The following is a 15,368-nucleotide window of genomic DNA, read 5'->3' as shown; positions in this document are numbered from 1 at the left end:
GGGGTGCTCGATGAACGATCGATCCGGGTTCGACGCGTTCGTGCACGCGCGCGGGCCGGTGCTCGCACGCACGGCCTACCTGCTCACCGGTGACCACCACCTCGCCGAGGACCTGGTGCAGGCCGCGCTCGTGCAGGCCGCCAGGCACTGGGAGCGCATCCACACCTCGCCCGAGGCCTACGTCCGCCGCGCGATGTACCACCAGAACATCTCGTGGTGGCGTCGCCGCCGGTTCACCGTGACCTCGCTGGAGTCGTACGACTCCCCGGCGCCGGCCTCCGACCCGACGCTGCGACTGACCCTCGAGCAGGCTCTTCGCCGGCTGACCCCGCGCCAGCGCACGGTGCTGGTGCTGCGCTACTTCGAGGACCTCACCGAGGTCCAGACGGCCGCCGAGCTGGGCATCTCCAGCGGCGCGGTCAAGTCCATGTCGCGCCAGGCCCTCCAGCGGCTGCGCGTCCTGGCCCCCGAGCTCGCCGACCTGGTGGGAGCAGACGCATGAGCACCGACCTGCGCGGGGAGCTCGACGCCCTCGCCCGCACCCAGACCTTCTCGCCCGACCCGTCCGCGTGGGACCGCGGGCGCCGCGCCCGCCGCCGCTCGCGGATCGCTCGCGGAGCCGCGGCCCTCGCGGTGGTCGCGGCGGTGGCGGGCGCCGCCGCGCTGGCCGTACGCCCCGGTCCGGTGGCCCCGGCCGGCGACGTCGTCAACGACGGGGACGGCGCCATCCCGAGCGTCATCGAGCCCACGAACGGCGACTTCGAGGACGACTGGGCGATCGGGCGGGCGTCAGTCGCGCTCGGGGGCAACCACCTCGTCCTGGTGGGCGCCGAGGACGGCCGCTACCACCGCTTCGCGGTCCCCGGCATCGCGGTGGCCCTCTCGCCGGACGGCTACCGCGTCGCATGGTGGAGCGGCGGTGACGCCACGCCCGACGGCGACCGGATCCTGATCGCCGACCTGCGCACCGGTGACATCCTGCGCTGGGCGCACAACCGGGGCAGTGGTGCCCGGGTCACCACGCTGACCTGGCGCACGGACTCGACGCAGCTGCTGTGGAACGGTCGGTCCGAGGGGACGGCCGCCGCCGGGCTGATCGACGTCACCGGGCCATCGGAGTCCCCGGACATCGAGGGTCGCTACGGGTCGCGCGGTATCCCGTCCTCCAGCACCGAGGAGGTCGCCCTGCCGTCGGACGGCGAGGTGACGGCAGCGCCCTTCCTGCGCGTCCCGGCCGACCGAGGCGGGACGACCGGCGAGCGGGTCGACCGCGCCCTGCCGACCGACCTCTACCCCGACGGCGCGACGGTGACCCCTGTCGGCTGGGTCGACGAGGACCACGTGGTGGCGATCATCGACCCGCCACCGAGCGACGTCGTCGAGCGGCCGCGGCTCGCTGTCTTCACGGCCCCCGACGTCGCTGAGTCGGAGTGGACGTGGCGCGAGTTCCTCCCACGGCTGCCACCCGAGGCGACGAGCTTCGCCGTGGACCTGATCCCCGACCTCGACGGCGACCCCGGTCAGGAGCTGACCCACGACTTCGGCGAGGCCTCCGCCTCCGAGGAGGGCCCCAACCGGGTGCCGTACGTCCTGGGCGGACTGGTGGCCCTGCTCGCCGGGGTCGCCTTCCTCCGGATGATGCAGAAGCAGGCGTAGAACTTTCCTAGGATCGGTGCCACCCGGCACGACGCGGGCCTGCGTCGTACGTCGTGAAGGGGGTTGCAGTGATCACAGCGGACGAGGCGGGGTTCGACGCCTTCGTGGCGGGACGCCAGGCAGCGCTGTCACGGACGGCGTACCTGCTGACGGGCGACCACCACCTCGCCCAGGACCTCGTGCAGGCTGCGCTGCTCCAGGCGGCACGGCACTGGAAGCGGATCCACACCTCGCCCGAGGCGTACGTCCGGCGCGCGATGTACCACCAGAACATCTCGTGGTGGCGCCGGCGGCGGCTCACCGAGTCCCCTCTGCTGGCTCATGACGCGACGGCCGACGCCGCCGACACGGACCTGCGGCTCTCGCTGGACCAGGCGCTGGCCCGCCTCACCCCCAAGCAGCGGACCGTCCTGGTCCTGCGGTTCTACGAGGACCTCACCGAGGTCGAGACGGCTCGCGCACTCGAGCTGTCCACGAGCACCGTGAAGTCCACGACCCGGCAGGCACTGGCCCGGCTGCGCGTGCTCGCGCCCGAGCTCGCCGAGCTGATCGGAGCAGACGCATGACCGACGACCTGCGCACCCGCATGCACCGCGTGGCCGACGACGTCACCCCGCTCCCCGTGGCCGACGACCTCTGGCAGCGGGGGCAGACCGCCCGCCACCGAGGCCAGGCGCTGGTGGTGGCCGCGGTCCTGGTTGTCCTGGCGTCCGTCGGCGGCGGCGTCGCGCTCTGGTCCGCGCCGGACCGGGAGGTGCGTACGGCCTCGGCCGAGGTCCCGGAGGGCGGTGCGATCCCCAGCCGGATCGAGGACCCGGGCGACCCGGAGGTGGCCACCGACCTCGCCCTGGGGCCGGCGTCCGTCGCGTTCGTCGGGTCGGGCGGCCAACCTCTCCTCGTCACGGCCGCGGACGGGCGCTACCACGCGCTCGAGCTGGCGGGCTGGGACCGCGGGCTGCTGTCGCTCAGCCCCGACGGGACCTTCCTCGCCTGGACGATCTCGTCCGACGCGGAAGGACGGCCGCGTGAGGGATTCGCCCTCGTGGACCTCGAGAGCGGCGAGACCCGGCTCGTGTCCAGTGGTTCCACGGGCTCGATCACCCCCGAGGAGATCTCTTGGTCACCCTCGGGCCAGTGGCTCACCTGGTTCGCCGACGATGCCGTGTCACGGATGCCGATCGACCGTGTCGGCATCTTCTCGCAGGAGACGATCACGACCGGCAAGCAGGTGGAGTGGTCGGCCGTCGACCACGAGGGCAACGTGACGTTCCATGCACAAGGGCCTCGCCAGTGGATGCGCGACGGGTCCTACGGGCGGATGAAGACGTCGGAGCAGACGACCTTCGACGCCGGGCGACGCGGTCGCAACCACGCCGCCACCGCCTCGCCCGCCGGGGACACCTTCGCGCTCGCCTCGAGCGCGGACGCCGCGGCGCTCGACTTCCTGACCGGCGGCCGGTTCGCCGGGCGCCCCCTGGCCAGCGACCTCTACCCCGACGGCGCGGCCGTACGGCCACTGGGCTGGGCGACCGACACGCTCGTCGTGGCACGCGTCGACGCGCCGAAGGGCTCCTACGTCGAGGGACCGCACCTCGCGCTCCTCACCGCCCCCAACGCTCCCGAGTCGCACTGGACCTACCGGATCCTGGTCCGCGACATCCCCACCGCTGCTCTGAGCCTCGCCGTGGACCTGGTCCCCGACCTCGACGGGACCTCCTCCCAGGAGCTGACCCACGACTTCGGCGACACCACCGACGACCCGCCGGCGCCGCTGGGGATCGAGCTCTCGCTGTTCATCGGCCTGGCCGTCGCCGCGGCCATCGCGCTGCTGCTCGCGCTGCGGTGGCTCTGGCGCCGGCTCGCGTAGACGCGCGGACATAACCTCCCGCACGCTGTTCCGCCGAGCGTGACCGACACCCGCTGACGCATTTCTGTCCGCGCGTCTCCGGGCCGTCGTGCGGACCCAACGACCCCGGACCACCCCACCGCACGCGGGAGCCGCCGACGGCAGCGGCCGTTCGGTCCGTACGACGGTCAGGCCCGCGGGTCGCGCCCGGCGAACGCCACGAGCCGGTCGTACGCCGACGCGTCGTCGGGCACGGACACGGCCGGGCCGAAGGCGCCGCCGCGGTTCTCGTCGGTCAACCCCTGCTGCATGAAGGCCAGACCGCGCTCGGCCACCTCCTCGTCGAGCGGCAGGGTGCGACCCGTCGCGCGCAGCAGGTCCCAGGTGTGCACGCCGAGCTCGGCGCTCTGCCAGTCGGCCTGGGCGGCCTGCTCGTCGGACTGGCCGTGCCAGTGGTGGATCAGGTCGTCGGCGTGCGCGCGGAAGTGCGCGGTGAGGGCAGAGGGCTCGACGCCGGTGCCGGCCGTCCAGTCGACCTCCTCCCCGCGGGCCATCTGCAGGAAGTGCTCGGGCGCGGCCGCCAGGTGGTCGGCGAGCTCGCGCACGGTCCATCCGTGGCACGGTGTCGGCTTGTCGAGGTCCTCGGCGCGCACGGCGGCGAGGGCGTCGCCGGCCTGGTCGAGGGCGCGGGACAGGACGACGACGGGCTGGTGCGGGCTGTCCATGCACCCACTTCACTCCCTGCGGGACCGGCCGCGCAAGCCCTACTTCGGGGAGGAGAGGTAGGCCAGCTGGGCGCGCACCGACAGCTCGGCGGCCCCCCAGAGCACGGGGTCGACGTCGGCGTAGACGATCTCGACGATCGCGCGCGGCAGCGTCTCGTGCGGGAAGTCCCCGCCCTCCCGGGCGATCGCGTGCAGGTCGCGCAGCGCGTCGCGGACCTGGTCGAGCCGCTGCCGCCGGTGGGCGAGGTAGAAGTCGAGCGCACCGAGCGCGTCGTCGATCACCGGGCCGTGCCCGGGCCAGACCGAGCTGATGCCCTGCTCTCCGCAGAGCGCGTGCAGCCGCTGGAGGGAGGAGAGGTACGCCCCGAGCTGGCCGTCCGGGTGCGCGACGACGGTGGTGCCGCGGCCCAGGACGGTGTCGCCGGTCAGCACGGCGCGGTCCTGCGGCACGACGAAGGACAGCGAGTCCGCTGTGTGCCCCGGCGTCGCGACGACGTGCACCTCGAGGCCGCCGACAGCGACGACGTCGCCCTCGCCGAGGCCCTCGGAGCCGAGCCGGTAGGCCGGGTCGAGGGCGCGTACGCCGCAGCCGTGCCGCTCGGCGTACTCCCGGGCGGCCTCGCTGTGGTCGGCGTGGTGGTGGGTCAGCAGGACAACGGACACGTCGCCGGCGGCGGCGTCGATCGCGTCCAGGTGCGAGGCGATGGAGGGACCGGGGTCGACGACGACCGAGCGCGACGAGTCGGGGTCGCGCAGCACCCACGTGTTGGTGCCGTCGAGGGTCATCACGTCGGCGTTGGGAGCCAGCACGCAGGTGCCGGTCTCGCCGAAGGAGCCCCCGGTCCAGCTCACCGGGCGGCCATCAGCTCGGTGTAGTGCGGCGGCGTGGAGAGGATGAACTCGTCGCCGTCGGCGACCACCTCGGGCATGAACATCTCGACCGTACGCTCCCGCGCCGCCACCAGGACGGAGTCGGGGTCGGCGTGCTGGCCGACCTCGAGGCAGGTCAGCCAGGTCGGGGGCAGCATGAGGATCTGCTCCTGCTCGACCTGCTCGACCGCGTCGAGCGCCCCGGCCCAGGTCACCGACGACGACTCGGTCGACACGTCGCGGGTCACCTGGCCCTCGGGCAGCCGCGCCACGAAGAACCACGTGCGGTAGCGGCGGGGCTCGAAGACCGGCGTCAGCCAACCCGACCACGCGCCGAGCAGGTCGGTGCGCAGCACCAGCGAGCGCTTCTCGAGGAACTCCGTCAGCGACGTCTCGCGCGACTCCAGCGCGACCCGGTCGGCCTCCCAGTCGTCGCCGGTGGTGTCGGCCACCACGGAGTCGGCGTGCGCCCCGGCGAGCAGGACGCCCGACTCCTCGTACGTCTCCCGCACGGCCGCGCACACGAGGGCACGGGCCTTGGCCTCGTCGCAGCCGAGGCGGGAGGCCCACTCGGCGGGCGTCGGACCGGCCCAGAGGCCGCGGTCGACCAGCTCGTCGTCGAAGTCCCGCGGGTCGACCCCGCCGCCGGGGAAGACGCACATCCCGCCGGCGAAGGCCATCGACGTCTGCCTGCGCAGGAGGTAGACCTCCGGCCCGGCCTGCGAGCCGGCGGCGCCGGGGCGCAGCAGCACCACCGTGGCGGCGTCCCGCGGCTCGGCGGGCGCGGCCTCGCCCGAGGCGTACGAACGGGCCTGCGCCACGAGGGCGTCCGGGAGCGGGAGGCGCTGCACGGAGGGCTCAGACCTCGACGATGATCTCGACCTCGACCGGGACGTCGAGCGGGAGCACCGAGACGCCGACGGCGGATCGCGCGTGCTTGCCGGCGTCGCCGAAGACCTCGCCGAGCAGCTCGGACGCGCCGTTGGCGACCTTGGGCTGGCCGGTGAAGTCGGGCGTGGAGGCGACGAAGACGACGACCTTGACCACCCGCTTGACGTCGTCGAGCGAGCCGATCTCGGCCTTCACCGCGGCGAGAGCGTTGAGGGCGCACTGGCGCGCGCACTCGTAGCCCTGCTCGTCGCTGACGTCACTGCCGAGCTTGCCGACCGCGATCATCTCGCCGTCGCGCGCGGGCAGCTGGCCGGCGGTGAACACGAGGTTCCCGGTGCGGGCGGTGGGCTGGTAGGCGGCGACCGGCGGGACGACCTCCGGGACCGTGATGCCCAGCTCGGCGAGACGGGCCTCGGCCGACACGTCAGGCCGCCTTGGGGCGCTTGAGGAAGGCCACCAGGCCACCCTGGGCGTTGGTGTGGATCGCCACCAGCTCCCAGCCGTCCTGGCCGAAGTTGTTGAGCATGAGCGCTTCGTTGTGGAGCGGAATCGGCGCCACTTGGTATTCCCACTGGGTCATGTCGGCACCCTACTCGGGCGCCACCGGGGTCGCACCGGCGTCCTCCCGTGGTCTGACGTGCCCGCCCCACCGGGCGTCTAGGGTCCGCACCATGGACTCGCACCCCTGGCGGCTCGGCGCACGCGGCCGGCGGTGGTTCGACGCGTCCCTCACCCTGGGGCTGCTCGTCCCGGGCTTCCTGGGGCACCTGCTGGCGGGGCAGCCGCTCGCCGCCCTCCTGACGGCGGCGCAGGTGACACCGCTGTGGTGGCGCCGGGCCCACCCCAGCACGGTCTTCGCGGTGGTCGCCCTCGCGAGCGCCGCCCAGGCCCCCCTCCACCACCTGCCGATCGTCGGGCAGCTGGCCTTCCCGGTCGCCACCTACTCCGTGGCCCGGTGGAGCCCCCGCGGGCACGGCCGCGGGGCGCTGGTCGTCGGCTACGCCGGAGCCGTCGTGGCCGCGTGGAGCTGGATCGGCGGCTTCGGCGCCCCGGCGATCACCCTGTCGGCCGTCACGCCGTACGTCGTGACGATCACGGCGATCGTCACCGCCGCCTGGGCGCTCGGGTTCGCCGCGCAGCAGCGGGAGAGGTACGTCGCCTCGCTGGTCGCCCGCGCCGAGCAGGCCGAGCGGATGGCCGAGCGCGAGGTCGAGCTGGCGGCGCGCGACGAACGCGCACGCATCGCGCGCGAGATGCACGACGTGGTCGCGCACGGCCTGTCGGTGATCGTGGTGCAGGCCGACGGTGCCCGCTACGCCGCCGCCAAGGACCCCGACGTCGCCGTGGGCACGCTGGAGACGATCTCGACCACCGGGCGCGAGTCGCTGACGGAGATGCGACGGCTGCTGGGGCTGCTGCGCGACGGCGACACCGGCGTGGCCCCGCAGCCCGGTCTCGACGACGTACGCCACCTCGTCGCCGAGGCCCGCGCGGCCGGGATGCGGGTCGAGGCCGAGCTCCCGAGGACCGCGCCGGACGTCCCGGACGGCGTCGGGCTGGCGGCGTACCGGATCGTGCAGGAGTCGCTCACCAACGTCCGCAAGCACGCCGGCCCCGGAGCCACGGTGGCGCTGCGCGTCAGCGTCGGTCGCGCGGTCGAGGTGGAGGTGCGCGACGACGGGCGCGGGGCGGCCGCGGGCTCGGACGGACGGGGCCTCGGCCTGACCGGGATGCGCGAGCGAGCCGCGGTGCACGGCGGCACGCTCGAGGCCGGCCCCGCCCCCGGCGGCGGGTTCGCGGTGTCTGCGAGGCTGCCGCTGTGAGCGAGCCCGACGTGACGACGCCGATCCGCGTCTTCCTGGTCGACGACCAGCAGATGGTGCGCGCCGGCTTCCGGATGCTCGTCGAGAGCCAGGACGACATGGTCGTCGTGGGCGAGGCCGGAGACGGCGGCGAGGCGCTCGAGCGGCTCGCGGTCACCGCCGCCGACGTCGTGCTGATGGACGTCCGGATGCCGCGGCTCGACGGCGTCGAGGCCACCCGGCGGCTGCTGGCGGAGTCCGGTGCGCCACGCGTCATCGTGCTGACCACCTTCGACCTCGACGAGCACGCCTTCGCCGCAATCCGCGCCGGCGCCTCGGCCTTCCTGCTCAAGGACGCCGCACCGCCCGAGCTGCTGGGAGCGATCCGGCTGGTCGTGGGCGGCGACGCCGTCGTCGCTCCCAGCACCACCCGCCGGCTGCTCGACCACTTCGCCGCCCTGCCGGACCCCGCCGTCACGGCCGTGTCCGACGGCCGGCTCGACCTGCTCACCGAGCGCGAGGTCGAGGTGCTCACCCTCATCGCGCGCGGCCGCACCAACACCGAGATCGCGGCCGACCTCGTCGTCGCCGAGACGACCGTGAAGACGCACGTCGGGCGGATCCTGGCCAAGACCGGTTCGCGCGACCGCGTCCAGCTCGTGGTGCTGGGCTACGAGTCCGGTCTCGTCGCTCCCTGACCGTCCTCCCCAGGTCGTACGCCGGGACCCGGCGTACGACCGCGGACCGAGCGCAGGTCCGTGCCCGGGGCCGACGATCGAGGGCCCGCCGACGACGAGCGTTGTCCCCATGACGACGACACTCGACACCGGCACCGGCACACCGACCGGCACCGCCACCGCGGCGAGCGCCCGCGGACTGACCCGCACCTACGGCGACGGCGACAGCACCGTCCACGCCCTGCGCGGCGTCGACCTCGACCTGCCGGCCGGCCGCTTCACCGCCATCATGGGCCCGAGCGGCTCCGGCAAGTCGACCCTCATGCACTGCCTGGCCGGCCTCGACGCCGCCACGAGCGGGACGGTCACCGTCGCGGGCCGCGACCTCGCCGGCCTCGACGACACCGCGCTGACCCTCTTCCGCCGCGAGCACATCGGCTTCGTCTTCCAGGCCTTCAACCTGCTCCCGATGCTGACCGCCGGGCAGAACATCCTGCTCCCCCTCGAGCTCGCCGGCCGTGCGGTCGACCGGGACCGCTACGACCAGGTGGTCGCGGTCCTCGGCCTCGCCGACCGGCTCGGCCACCTGCCCAGCCAGCTCTCCGGCGGACAGCAGCAGCGCGTCGCGATCGCCCGCGCGTTGGTCACCCAGCCCGACATCGTCTTCGCCGACGAGCCCACCGGCAACCTCGACAGCGAGGCCAGCGCCGAGGTGCTGGGCCACCTGCGCCGCTCGGTGCGCGAGCTCGGCATGACCGTGGTCATGGTGACCCACGAGCTCGATGCCGCGGCGTACGCCGACGACGTCGTCGTCATCCACGACGGCGCCGTCACCGCCCACCTCACCGACCCCGGCCAGGACCAGCTGGTCGCCGCGCTGCGCGGGCGGGTCGCCTGATGCGCACCGTGCTCGTGGCGTCGATGCGCCACCACACCCGCAGGTACGTCGCCGCGTCCGTCGCGGTCGCCATCGGCGTGGCCTTCATCGTCGTCGTCGGAATGCTCACCGGCGCCACCCGCTCCGGCCTCACGGCCGACGTCGGCGCGCCCGTACGGGGTGCCGACCACGTCGTGTCGACGTCCACGACCGAGGAGGTGGACCGCCTCGTCGAGGCGGCCGCCGACAGCGGCGTCCCGGCGCTGACCCTCGGCTACGCCATGGAGCCGGTCACCCGCGACGGCGTCCAGCTCGCCGCGACCGTCGACGTCGCGGAGGCGTCGCTCGACCCGCGCCTGCAGTGGCAGCAGCTGGAGGACGGGCGCTTCCCCGCCGCGGCCGGCGAGGCCCTGGCCGACGTCAACCGCGCCAAGAGCAACGACGTCCGGCTCGGCGACGTCGTCCGGGTCGGCACCGGTGACGCCGCGGTCGACGTGGAGGTCGTCGGCATGGTCGACAGCCCGGCCGCGATGGGCGCCTCGCTCTACGTGCCGTGGCACGACCTGCGCCGCCTGGAGGACACCCTCTGGGTCCACGCGGTCGCCTGGGGCGGGTCGGCCGCGGAGGCCCGTACGGCCGCCCCCGACGCCACCGTCGAGCCCGCCGCCGACTGGGTCGCCGCCCGCCAGGCCGAGATCTCGCGCGGCGTCGACGTCATCGCGATCATGGCGCTGCTCTTCGTCGCGATCGCGCTCTTCGTCGGGGTGCTGGTCATCACCAACACCTTCTCCATCCTCTTCGCCCAGCGGATGCGCGACTTCGCGCTGCTGCGCTGCGTCGGGGTGACCCGGCGACAGCTGCGGCGCGCGATCCGGCTCGAGGCGCTCGCGCTGGGCCTGGTGGCGGCCGGAGTCGGGGTCGTCCTCGGCGCGCTGGCCGGCGCCGGGCTGGTGGCCCTCGTGCGGCGCTGGTTCACCGACATGGGCCCGGCCGCGGTCGACCCCGTGTGGACGGGCTCGGCCTTCGCCGTCGGCACCCTGGTCACGCTCGGGGCCGCCTGGCTGCCGACGCGTACGGCGACCCGCGTCCTCCCGCTGGCCGCGCTCCGCCCCGACACAGGCGTGGACGTCCGCTCCGCCGCGGGCCGCTGGCGCCTCGGCCTCGCCGCGCTCTGCCTCTCGGGCGGCACGGCCCTGCTCGCCCTCGCCGTGGCCGGCAGCTCGCTGCCCGCGATGCTCGCCGGCGGCGTCGTGTCCTTCGTCGGTGTGCTGCTCGTGGGACCGGTGCTCGTGCCGTGGCTGATCCGCCTGGCCGACCGCCTCCCCGCGTCCGGCCCCGTACGCCGCCTCGCCACCGGCAACGCCGTGCGCAACCCACGCCGTACGGCGACCACCGCGGCGTCGCTGCTCGTCGGCGTCACCCTCACCACGGCCATCCTCACCGGGCTGGCGTCGTCGCGGACCGCGATCGACCGCGACATGGACGAGTCCTACCCGCTCGACGCCTCGATCACCGCCGTCGACGCGCCGCTCGAGGCGTCGCTCGTCGGCCGGGTGGCCGGGACCGCGGGGGTGACCGACGCACGCGGCCTTGACGGCACCGTGGCCACTGTCGGCCGGGTGGATCTGCCGCTGCTGGGTGTCGGAGGCGACACCGGCGTCGTGCGCGGACCTGCCGACCTGGCGCCCGCTGACGGAATCGTGCGGCTGCCGTACGCGGTGGTCGAGGAGCTGCCCACGCGGCTGGGCGACCGGGTGTGGGAGGACGCCGAGATCACCGTCGTGGTCGCCGGCCGCGAGCGCACGCTGCGGGTCGAGACCGGCAGCGGGTGGGGCCGGGCGGGCCTGGTCTCGCCGGCCACGCTCGCGGCACTCGACCCCGAACCGCGCCCGATGGCGGTCTGGGCGCGGGCCGGCGACGGCACGGACGCCGAGGACCTCTCGGGCGACCTCGCGGCGCTCGCGGGAGCGGCCGGCGCCGAGCTGGGCGGCGGGTTCGCCAACCGCACCTGGGTCGACCTGCAGGTCGACATCCTGACCGGTGCGGTCGTCGGGTTGATGGCCGTCGCCATCGTGATCGCCCTCGTCGGCATCGCCAACACCCTCGGCCTGTCGGTGCTCGAGCGGGCCCGGGAGAACGCGCTGCTGCGGGCGATGGGCCTGACCCGCCGGCAGCTCCGGCGGGCGATGGCCGTCGAGGGCCTGCTGCTCTCGTCCGTCGCGACGGTCCTCGGCACCGCCGTCGGCCTCGTGTTCGCGTGGGTGGGCGTGCAGGTCATGGTGGCGGGCGTCGTGGACGGAGCCGGGTTCACGGTGCCGGTGTGGCAGCTCGCCGTCGTCGCCGCCGTCGCGGGGCTCGCCGGTCTGGCCGCGTGCGTCGTGCCCGCCCGCCGGGCGGCCCGCGTGACGCCGGCCGCCGGGCTCGCGCTGGACTGAGTGCAGCGAGCCTCGAGACCACGGCGGACCGTGGTCTCGAGGCTCGTCGCCGGAGCTCAGTGGGTCTTGCGGCTGACCAGCACCCCGAGCACGCCGTACCCGACGACGAGGTGCGCGACGGCCACGACGTGGGCCACCGCGTCGCCGAAGATGCCCATCGTCGGGATCACGACGACCGCCCAGCTCTCGGCGACCATCGGCCAGAAGCGGGTGGCGCCCGTCCAGCGGCCGGCGACCGCGATCCGGATGCCGATGAGGAACATCCCGAGCATCGACAGTGGCCAGAAGGCGTCGAGGACGACGTACTGGACCTGGTCGAAGTCGGTCAGCCCGAGGCCGTCGCTGGCGGTGGAGCCGATGGCGAGGGAGACCGCGACCGCCTCGGCCCGCAGCACGAAGCGGGCCAGACGACCCTCGCCGAGGGCCTGCGTGCGCCAGAGCGTACGGAGCAGGAAGAGCAGGCCGACCTGGAACAGGCCCGACGAGAGCGAGTACGCGACCTCGTCGGCGTGGCCCACCGGGTCGATGCCGACGACGGCCATGGTGGCGGCCCAGGCGAGGGCGCCGGCGGTGAGGACCCGGCCGTGGACGGCGTACGGGTGGCGGGGGCTCGAGCCGGCCGGCGCCGGGGTGGCGACGTCGGAGCGGGCGGGGGCGGGTGAGTGGTGGATGGTCACGGTGGTGACTCCTGTCGTCCTGTGGGTTCCGGGTGGATGGGCCGCTCGGTCGCGGCATGCCGGAAGGTTCGCCCGCCCGACGACCCGCCCCACAGGGATGCGGGTCCCGTCCGGGGTCCCCTCGTGAGGTCCTCCCCACCAGGGACCGCAGTCCCCTGACGACGGGACGTCCGCGCGGTGATACTGCTCGCGTGAGCAGACTCCTCGAGCCCGTCGCGGTCGCCGCGGTGTCGCTCGCCGCCGTCGGCACCGCGGTGTGGCTCGACCTCTCCACCACCGACGCGGAGCGGGCCGCGGCCTCGACCGGGCTGGCCACCGCCACCGCTCTGCCCGGTGTGCTGCTGGCCGTCGCGTCGGTGGTCGTGCTGCTCGCCCGTCCGCGCGACACGGTGGGACGGGTCCTCGGCGCGGTCGCCCTGGTGTGGACCGTCGACGGCTCGCTCGACGGCTGGATCTCCTGGAGCCTGGCGCGGGACGTCCCGGGCACCGACTTCTCCTACTGGTTCGTCGCGCGCGTGGGCGCCTTCCTCCTCACGGGTCTGGTCGCCCTGCTGCTGCTCTACCCGACCGGGCACCTGCTCGCGGGCCGCTGGCGGGCCGTCGCCGTCGTCGTCGCCTGCGCCTCGCTGGCCCTCCCGGTCGCGCTGCTGGTCGCCCCCGACACTGTCGTCTTCAGCGCCGGCGAGCCCGTCGGATCGACCGAGCTCGTGCCGTTCCCGTGGTCCGACGACGCTGCCGAGGTGGTGCTGCGCGTCGCACAGGTGATGACCCTCGGCTCCATCGTCGCCGCCGTCGCCCTCGTCTGGGTGCGCCACCGGCAGGCGTCGGCGACGGAGCGTACGCAGCTGCGGTGGCTGCTGTGGGCCGGGATCATGTGCGTGCTGATGGTCCTGGCAGCCGTGACGCTGTCGGTGGGCGGCGTCGTGACCGCGGTCCTCCTCGACGCGGCCGTCGCGGCGCTGGCCGTGTCGGTGACGATCGGCCTCGTGCGGCCCGGCCTGGGTGACGTGGACGCTCTCGTGGCGTGGACGCTGACGACCGCCGTGGTGGCGGCGTTCGTCGTCGCGGTCGACCTCGCCGTGCTCGCCGCCGGAACCGCGCTCCTCGGCGAGCGGCTCGACGAGCGCGACGTCACCCTGGTGGTCCTGGTGCTCGCGGTCGTCGTCTACGGCCCCCTGCGCAGCTGGCTCGGCGGGCTGGTGCACCGGCTGCTGCTGGGCCGTCGCGGCGACCGCTACGGCGCGGTGTCGTCGCTCGCCGCCCGGCTCGAGACGACCGGCAGCGTCGACGAGCAGCTCCCCGCCCTCGCCGGGGCGGTCGCCGACACCTTCAAGGTCGGCTACGTGCGCGTCGAGGTGCTCACCCCCGACGGCGGCCGCCTGGCCGCCGCGCACGGCGACGAGCCCGCCGAGGTGCAGGAGATCGACATCGCCTACCGCGACGAGCGCATCGGCCGCCTCGCCCTGCCGGTGCAGGGGTTCCGGTCGATGCTGTCGCACCGCGACCAGGGGCTGCTCGTCGACCTCGTCCGCCAGGCGGCCGTGGCGATCCGCGCCCGGCTCCTCGCCTCCGAGCTGCAGGAGAGCCGCGAGCGCCTCGTGATCGGCCGCGAGGACGACCGCCGACGGATCCGCCGCGACCTCCACGACGGCCTCGGCCCCGCGCTGGGCGGCGTCGCCCTCCGGTTGCAGGCCGCCGGCAACGCGATCGACGCCGACCCCGTCCGCGCCCGCGACCTGGTGGCGCTGGCCCGCACCGAGGTGGGCGAGGCGCTCGACGACGTACGCCGCCTCGTGCACGACCTGCGCCCACCGGCCCTCGACGACCTCGGCCTCGAGGCCGCCGTGCGGCAGCAGGCCGAGCGGGTGCGGTCGGAGGTCGAGGTGACGGTCGCCGCCGAGGACCTGTCCGGCCTGCCCGCCGCCGTCGAGGTGGCCGCCTACCGGATCGTGTCGGAGGCGCTGACCAACGTGGTCAGGCACGCCGGCGCCCGCCGGGCCGACGTACGCCTCGAGGCCGGGTCGTCCGCGCTCACGGTCACCGTCGCCGACGACGGCCGTGGCATCGCCGAGGACGTCACCGCCGGGGTGGGGCTGCTGTCGCTGCGCGAGCGGGCCGAGGAGCTCGGCGGGCGGTGCGAGGTGCGGTGCCCCGAGGGCGGCGGCACGACCGTGCGCGCGGTGCTGCCCTACGGCGCCGGGGTCGTCCACACTGAGGACCCCACCGATCTCCACCCGGACGTGGAGAGGAGCGCCCGATGACCGCACCGATCCGGCTGCTGATCGCCGACGACCACCCGGTCTACCGCGACGGCCTGGCCTCGCTGCTCGACCCGCTGCCGGAGATCGAGGTCGTCGCCCGCGCCTCCGACGGGGCCGAGGCGGTCGCCCTGGCCGCCGAGCACCGGCCCGACGTGGTGGTCATGGACGTGCAGATGCCGGTGATGAACGGCATCGAGGCCACCCGCGAGGTCGTCGCCGCGCACCCGGGCACCGGCGTGCTCGTGCTGACGATGGGCGAGGACGACGGCACCGTGCTGTCGGCCCTGCGCGCCGGGGCTCGGGGCTACCTCCGCAAGGGCGCCGAGCAGGACGAGATCGTCCGGGCGATCTCGACGGTCCACGGCGGCGGCGTCGTCTTCGGCGCCTCGCTGGCGGCCCGGATCGCGGAGGTGCTCACGCCGCCCGCCCGTCCCGAGCGACCGTTCCCCGAGCTGACCGAGCGGGAGACCGAGGTGCTCGACCTGATCGCCGCGGGGCGCTCCAACCCGCAGATCGCGCAGGAGCTGTTCCTGTCCCCCAAGACCATCCGCAACAACATCACCAGCATCCTCGCCAAGCTCCAGGCCACCGACCGGGCCGACGTCATCATCCGGGCGAGGGACGCCGGCCTCGGCAGGCACTAGATTCCGG

16 protein-coding genes are annotated in these 15,368 nt (G+C 74.6%); 10 read left to right on the top strand and 6 right to left on the bottom strand.

The features are described 5' to 3' along the window. Positions 1–10: 10 nt before the first annotated feature. The 4 genes from IEZ24_RS12365 to IEZ24_RS12350 all read left to right on the top strand — a co-directional run bounded on the left by IEZ24_RS12365 (position 11) and on the right by IEZ24_RS12350 (position 3,523). Complete coding sequence (locus IEZ24_RS12365) at positions 11–502, top strand: SigE family RNA polymerase sigma factor (protein ID WP_129454158.1); 492 nt, start codon at positions 11–13, stop codon at positions 500–502. After that, a complete protein-coding gene (locus IEZ24_RS12360; protein ID WP_129454157.1) occupies positions 499–1,656 on the top strand; it encodes a hypothetical protein in 1,158 nt (385 codons plus the stop codon). Before IEZ24_RS12365 ends, IEZ24_RS12360 begins: the two co-directional genes overlap by 4 nt. Positions 1,657–1,724: 68 nt before the next feature. After that, entirely contained in the window at positions 1,725–2,222 is a 498-nt protein-coding gene (locus IEZ24_RS12355) for a SigE family RNA polymerase sigma factor (protein WP_129454156.1), read from the top strand. Further along, positions 2,219–3,523 carry a hypothetical protein gene (locus tag IEZ24_RS12350; protein WP_129454155.1) on the top strand — a complete coding sequence of 435 codons (1,305 nt, stop codon included), beginning with the start codon at positions 2,219–2,221 and terminating at the stop codon, positions 3,521–3,523. The genes IEZ24_RS12355 and IEZ24_RS12350 overlap by 4 nt, the downstream gene beginning before the upstream one ends. Before the next feature lie 167 nt (positions 3,524–3,690). Here the strand turns inward: IEZ24_RS12350 and IEZ24_RS12345 are convergent, their stop codons facing one another. From IEZ24_RS12345 to IEZ24_RS12325, 5 genes are read right to left on the bottom strand one after another with little or no spacing between them, the layout of a single operon-like run. Continuing rightward, positions 3,691–4,227, bottom strand: coding sequence for a TIGR03086 family metal-binding protein (locus tag IEZ24_RS12345; RefSeq protein ID WP_129454154.1), 537 nt, complete (start codon positions 4,225–4,227; stop codon positions 3,691–3,693). 39 nt (positions 4,228–4,266) lie between these two features. Further along, entirely contained in the window at positions 4,267–5,079 is an 813-nt protein-coding gene (locus IEZ24_RS12340) for an MBL fold metallo-hydrolase (protein WP_242498413.1), read from the bottom strand. Next, positions 5,076–5,948, bottom strand: coding sequence for an NUDIX hydrolase (locus IEZ24_RS12335; protein WP_129454153.1), 873 nt, complete (start codon positions 5,946–5,948; stop codon positions 5,076–5,078). The genes IEZ24_RS12340 and IEZ24_RS12335 overlap by 4 nt, the downstream gene beginning before the upstream one ends. A gap of 7 nt (positions 5,949–5,955) precedes the next feature. After that, positions 5,956–6,411, bottom strand: a complete 456-nt coding sequence (locus tag IEZ24_RS12330) for a RidA family protein (protein WP_129454152.1) — start codon at positions 6,409–6,411, stop codon at positions 5,956–5,958. A gap of 1 nt (position 6,412) precedes the next feature. Further along, positions 6,413–6,568, bottom strand: coding sequence for a hypothetical protein (locus IEZ24_RS12325; RefSeq protein WP_165356019.1), 156 nt, complete (start codon positions 6,566–6,568; stop codon positions 6,413–6,415). A gap of 91 nt (positions 6,569–6,659) precedes the next feature. Between IEZ24_RS12325 and IEZ24_RS12320 the strand changes: the two genes are divergently transcribed. From IEZ24_RS12320 to IEZ24_RS12305, 4 genes are all read left to right on the top strand, one after another. After that, positions 6,660–7,811, top strand: coding sequence for a sensor histidine kinase (locus IEZ24_RS12320; protein WP_129454151.1), 1,152 nt, complete (start codon positions 6,660–6,662; stop codon positions 7,809–7,811). A gap of 11 nt (positions 7,812–7,822) precedes the next feature. After that, positions 7,823–8,488, top strand: coding sequence for a response regulator (locus IEZ24_RS12315; protein WP_207206747.1), 666 nt, complete (start codon positions 7,823–7,825; stop codon positions 8,486–8,488). Positions 8,489–8,597: 109 nt separating this feature from the next. After that, positions 8,598–9,365, top strand: a complete 768-nt coding sequence (locus IEZ24_RS12310) for an ABC transporter ATP-binding protein (RefSeq protein WP_129454149.1) — start codon at positions 8,598–8,600, stop codon at positions 9,363–9,365. After that, positions 9,365–11,779 (top strand): ABC transporter permease, encoded by a 2,415-nt coding sequence (locus IEZ24_RS12305; RefSeq protein WP_129454148.1) that lies wholly within the window; start codon positions 9,365–9,367, stop codon positions 11,777–11,779. Before IEZ24_RS12310 ends, IEZ24_RS12305 begins: the two co-directional genes overlap by 1 nt. Before the next feature lie 56 nt (positions 11,780–11,835). On the opposite strand, the gene IEZ24_RS12300 is transcribed toward IEZ24_RS12305, so the two are convergent. Beyond that, positions 11,836–12,456 carry a hypothetical protein gene (locus IEZ24_RS12300; protein WP_129454147.1) on the bottom strand — a complete coding sequence of 207 codons (621 nt, stop codon included), beginning with the start codon at positions 12,454–12,456 and terminating at the stop codon, positions 11,836–11,838. A 191-nt stretch (positions 12,457–12,647) separates the two neighbouring features. Between IEZ24_RS12300 and IEZ24_RS22365 the strand changes: the two genes are divergently transcribed. After that, positions 12,648–14,717 (top strand): sensor histidine kinase, encoded by a 2,070-nt coding sequence (locus IEZ24_RS22365; protein ID WP_242498412.1) that lies wholly within the window; start codon positions 12,648–12,650, stop codon positions 14,715–14,717. Continuing rightward, entirely contained in the window at positions 14,714–15,361 is a 648-nt protein-coding gene (locus tag IEZ24_RS12290) for a response regulator transcription factor (RefSeq protein ID WP_129454145.1), read from the top strand. Before IEZ24_RS22365 ends, IEZ24_RS12290 begins: the two co-directional genes overlap by 4 nt. Positions 15,362–15,368 lie beyond the last annotated feature (7 nt).

The organism is Nocardioides ganghwensis (assembly GCF_014779655.1).
Taxonomy (GTDB): Bacteria; Actinomycetota; Actinomycetes; order Propionibacteriales; family Nocardioidaceae; genus Nocardioides; species Nocardioides ganghwensis.
Note: the sequence above shows the minus strand (reverse complement) of the source record. Positions and strands in the feature narration are given on the sequence as shown.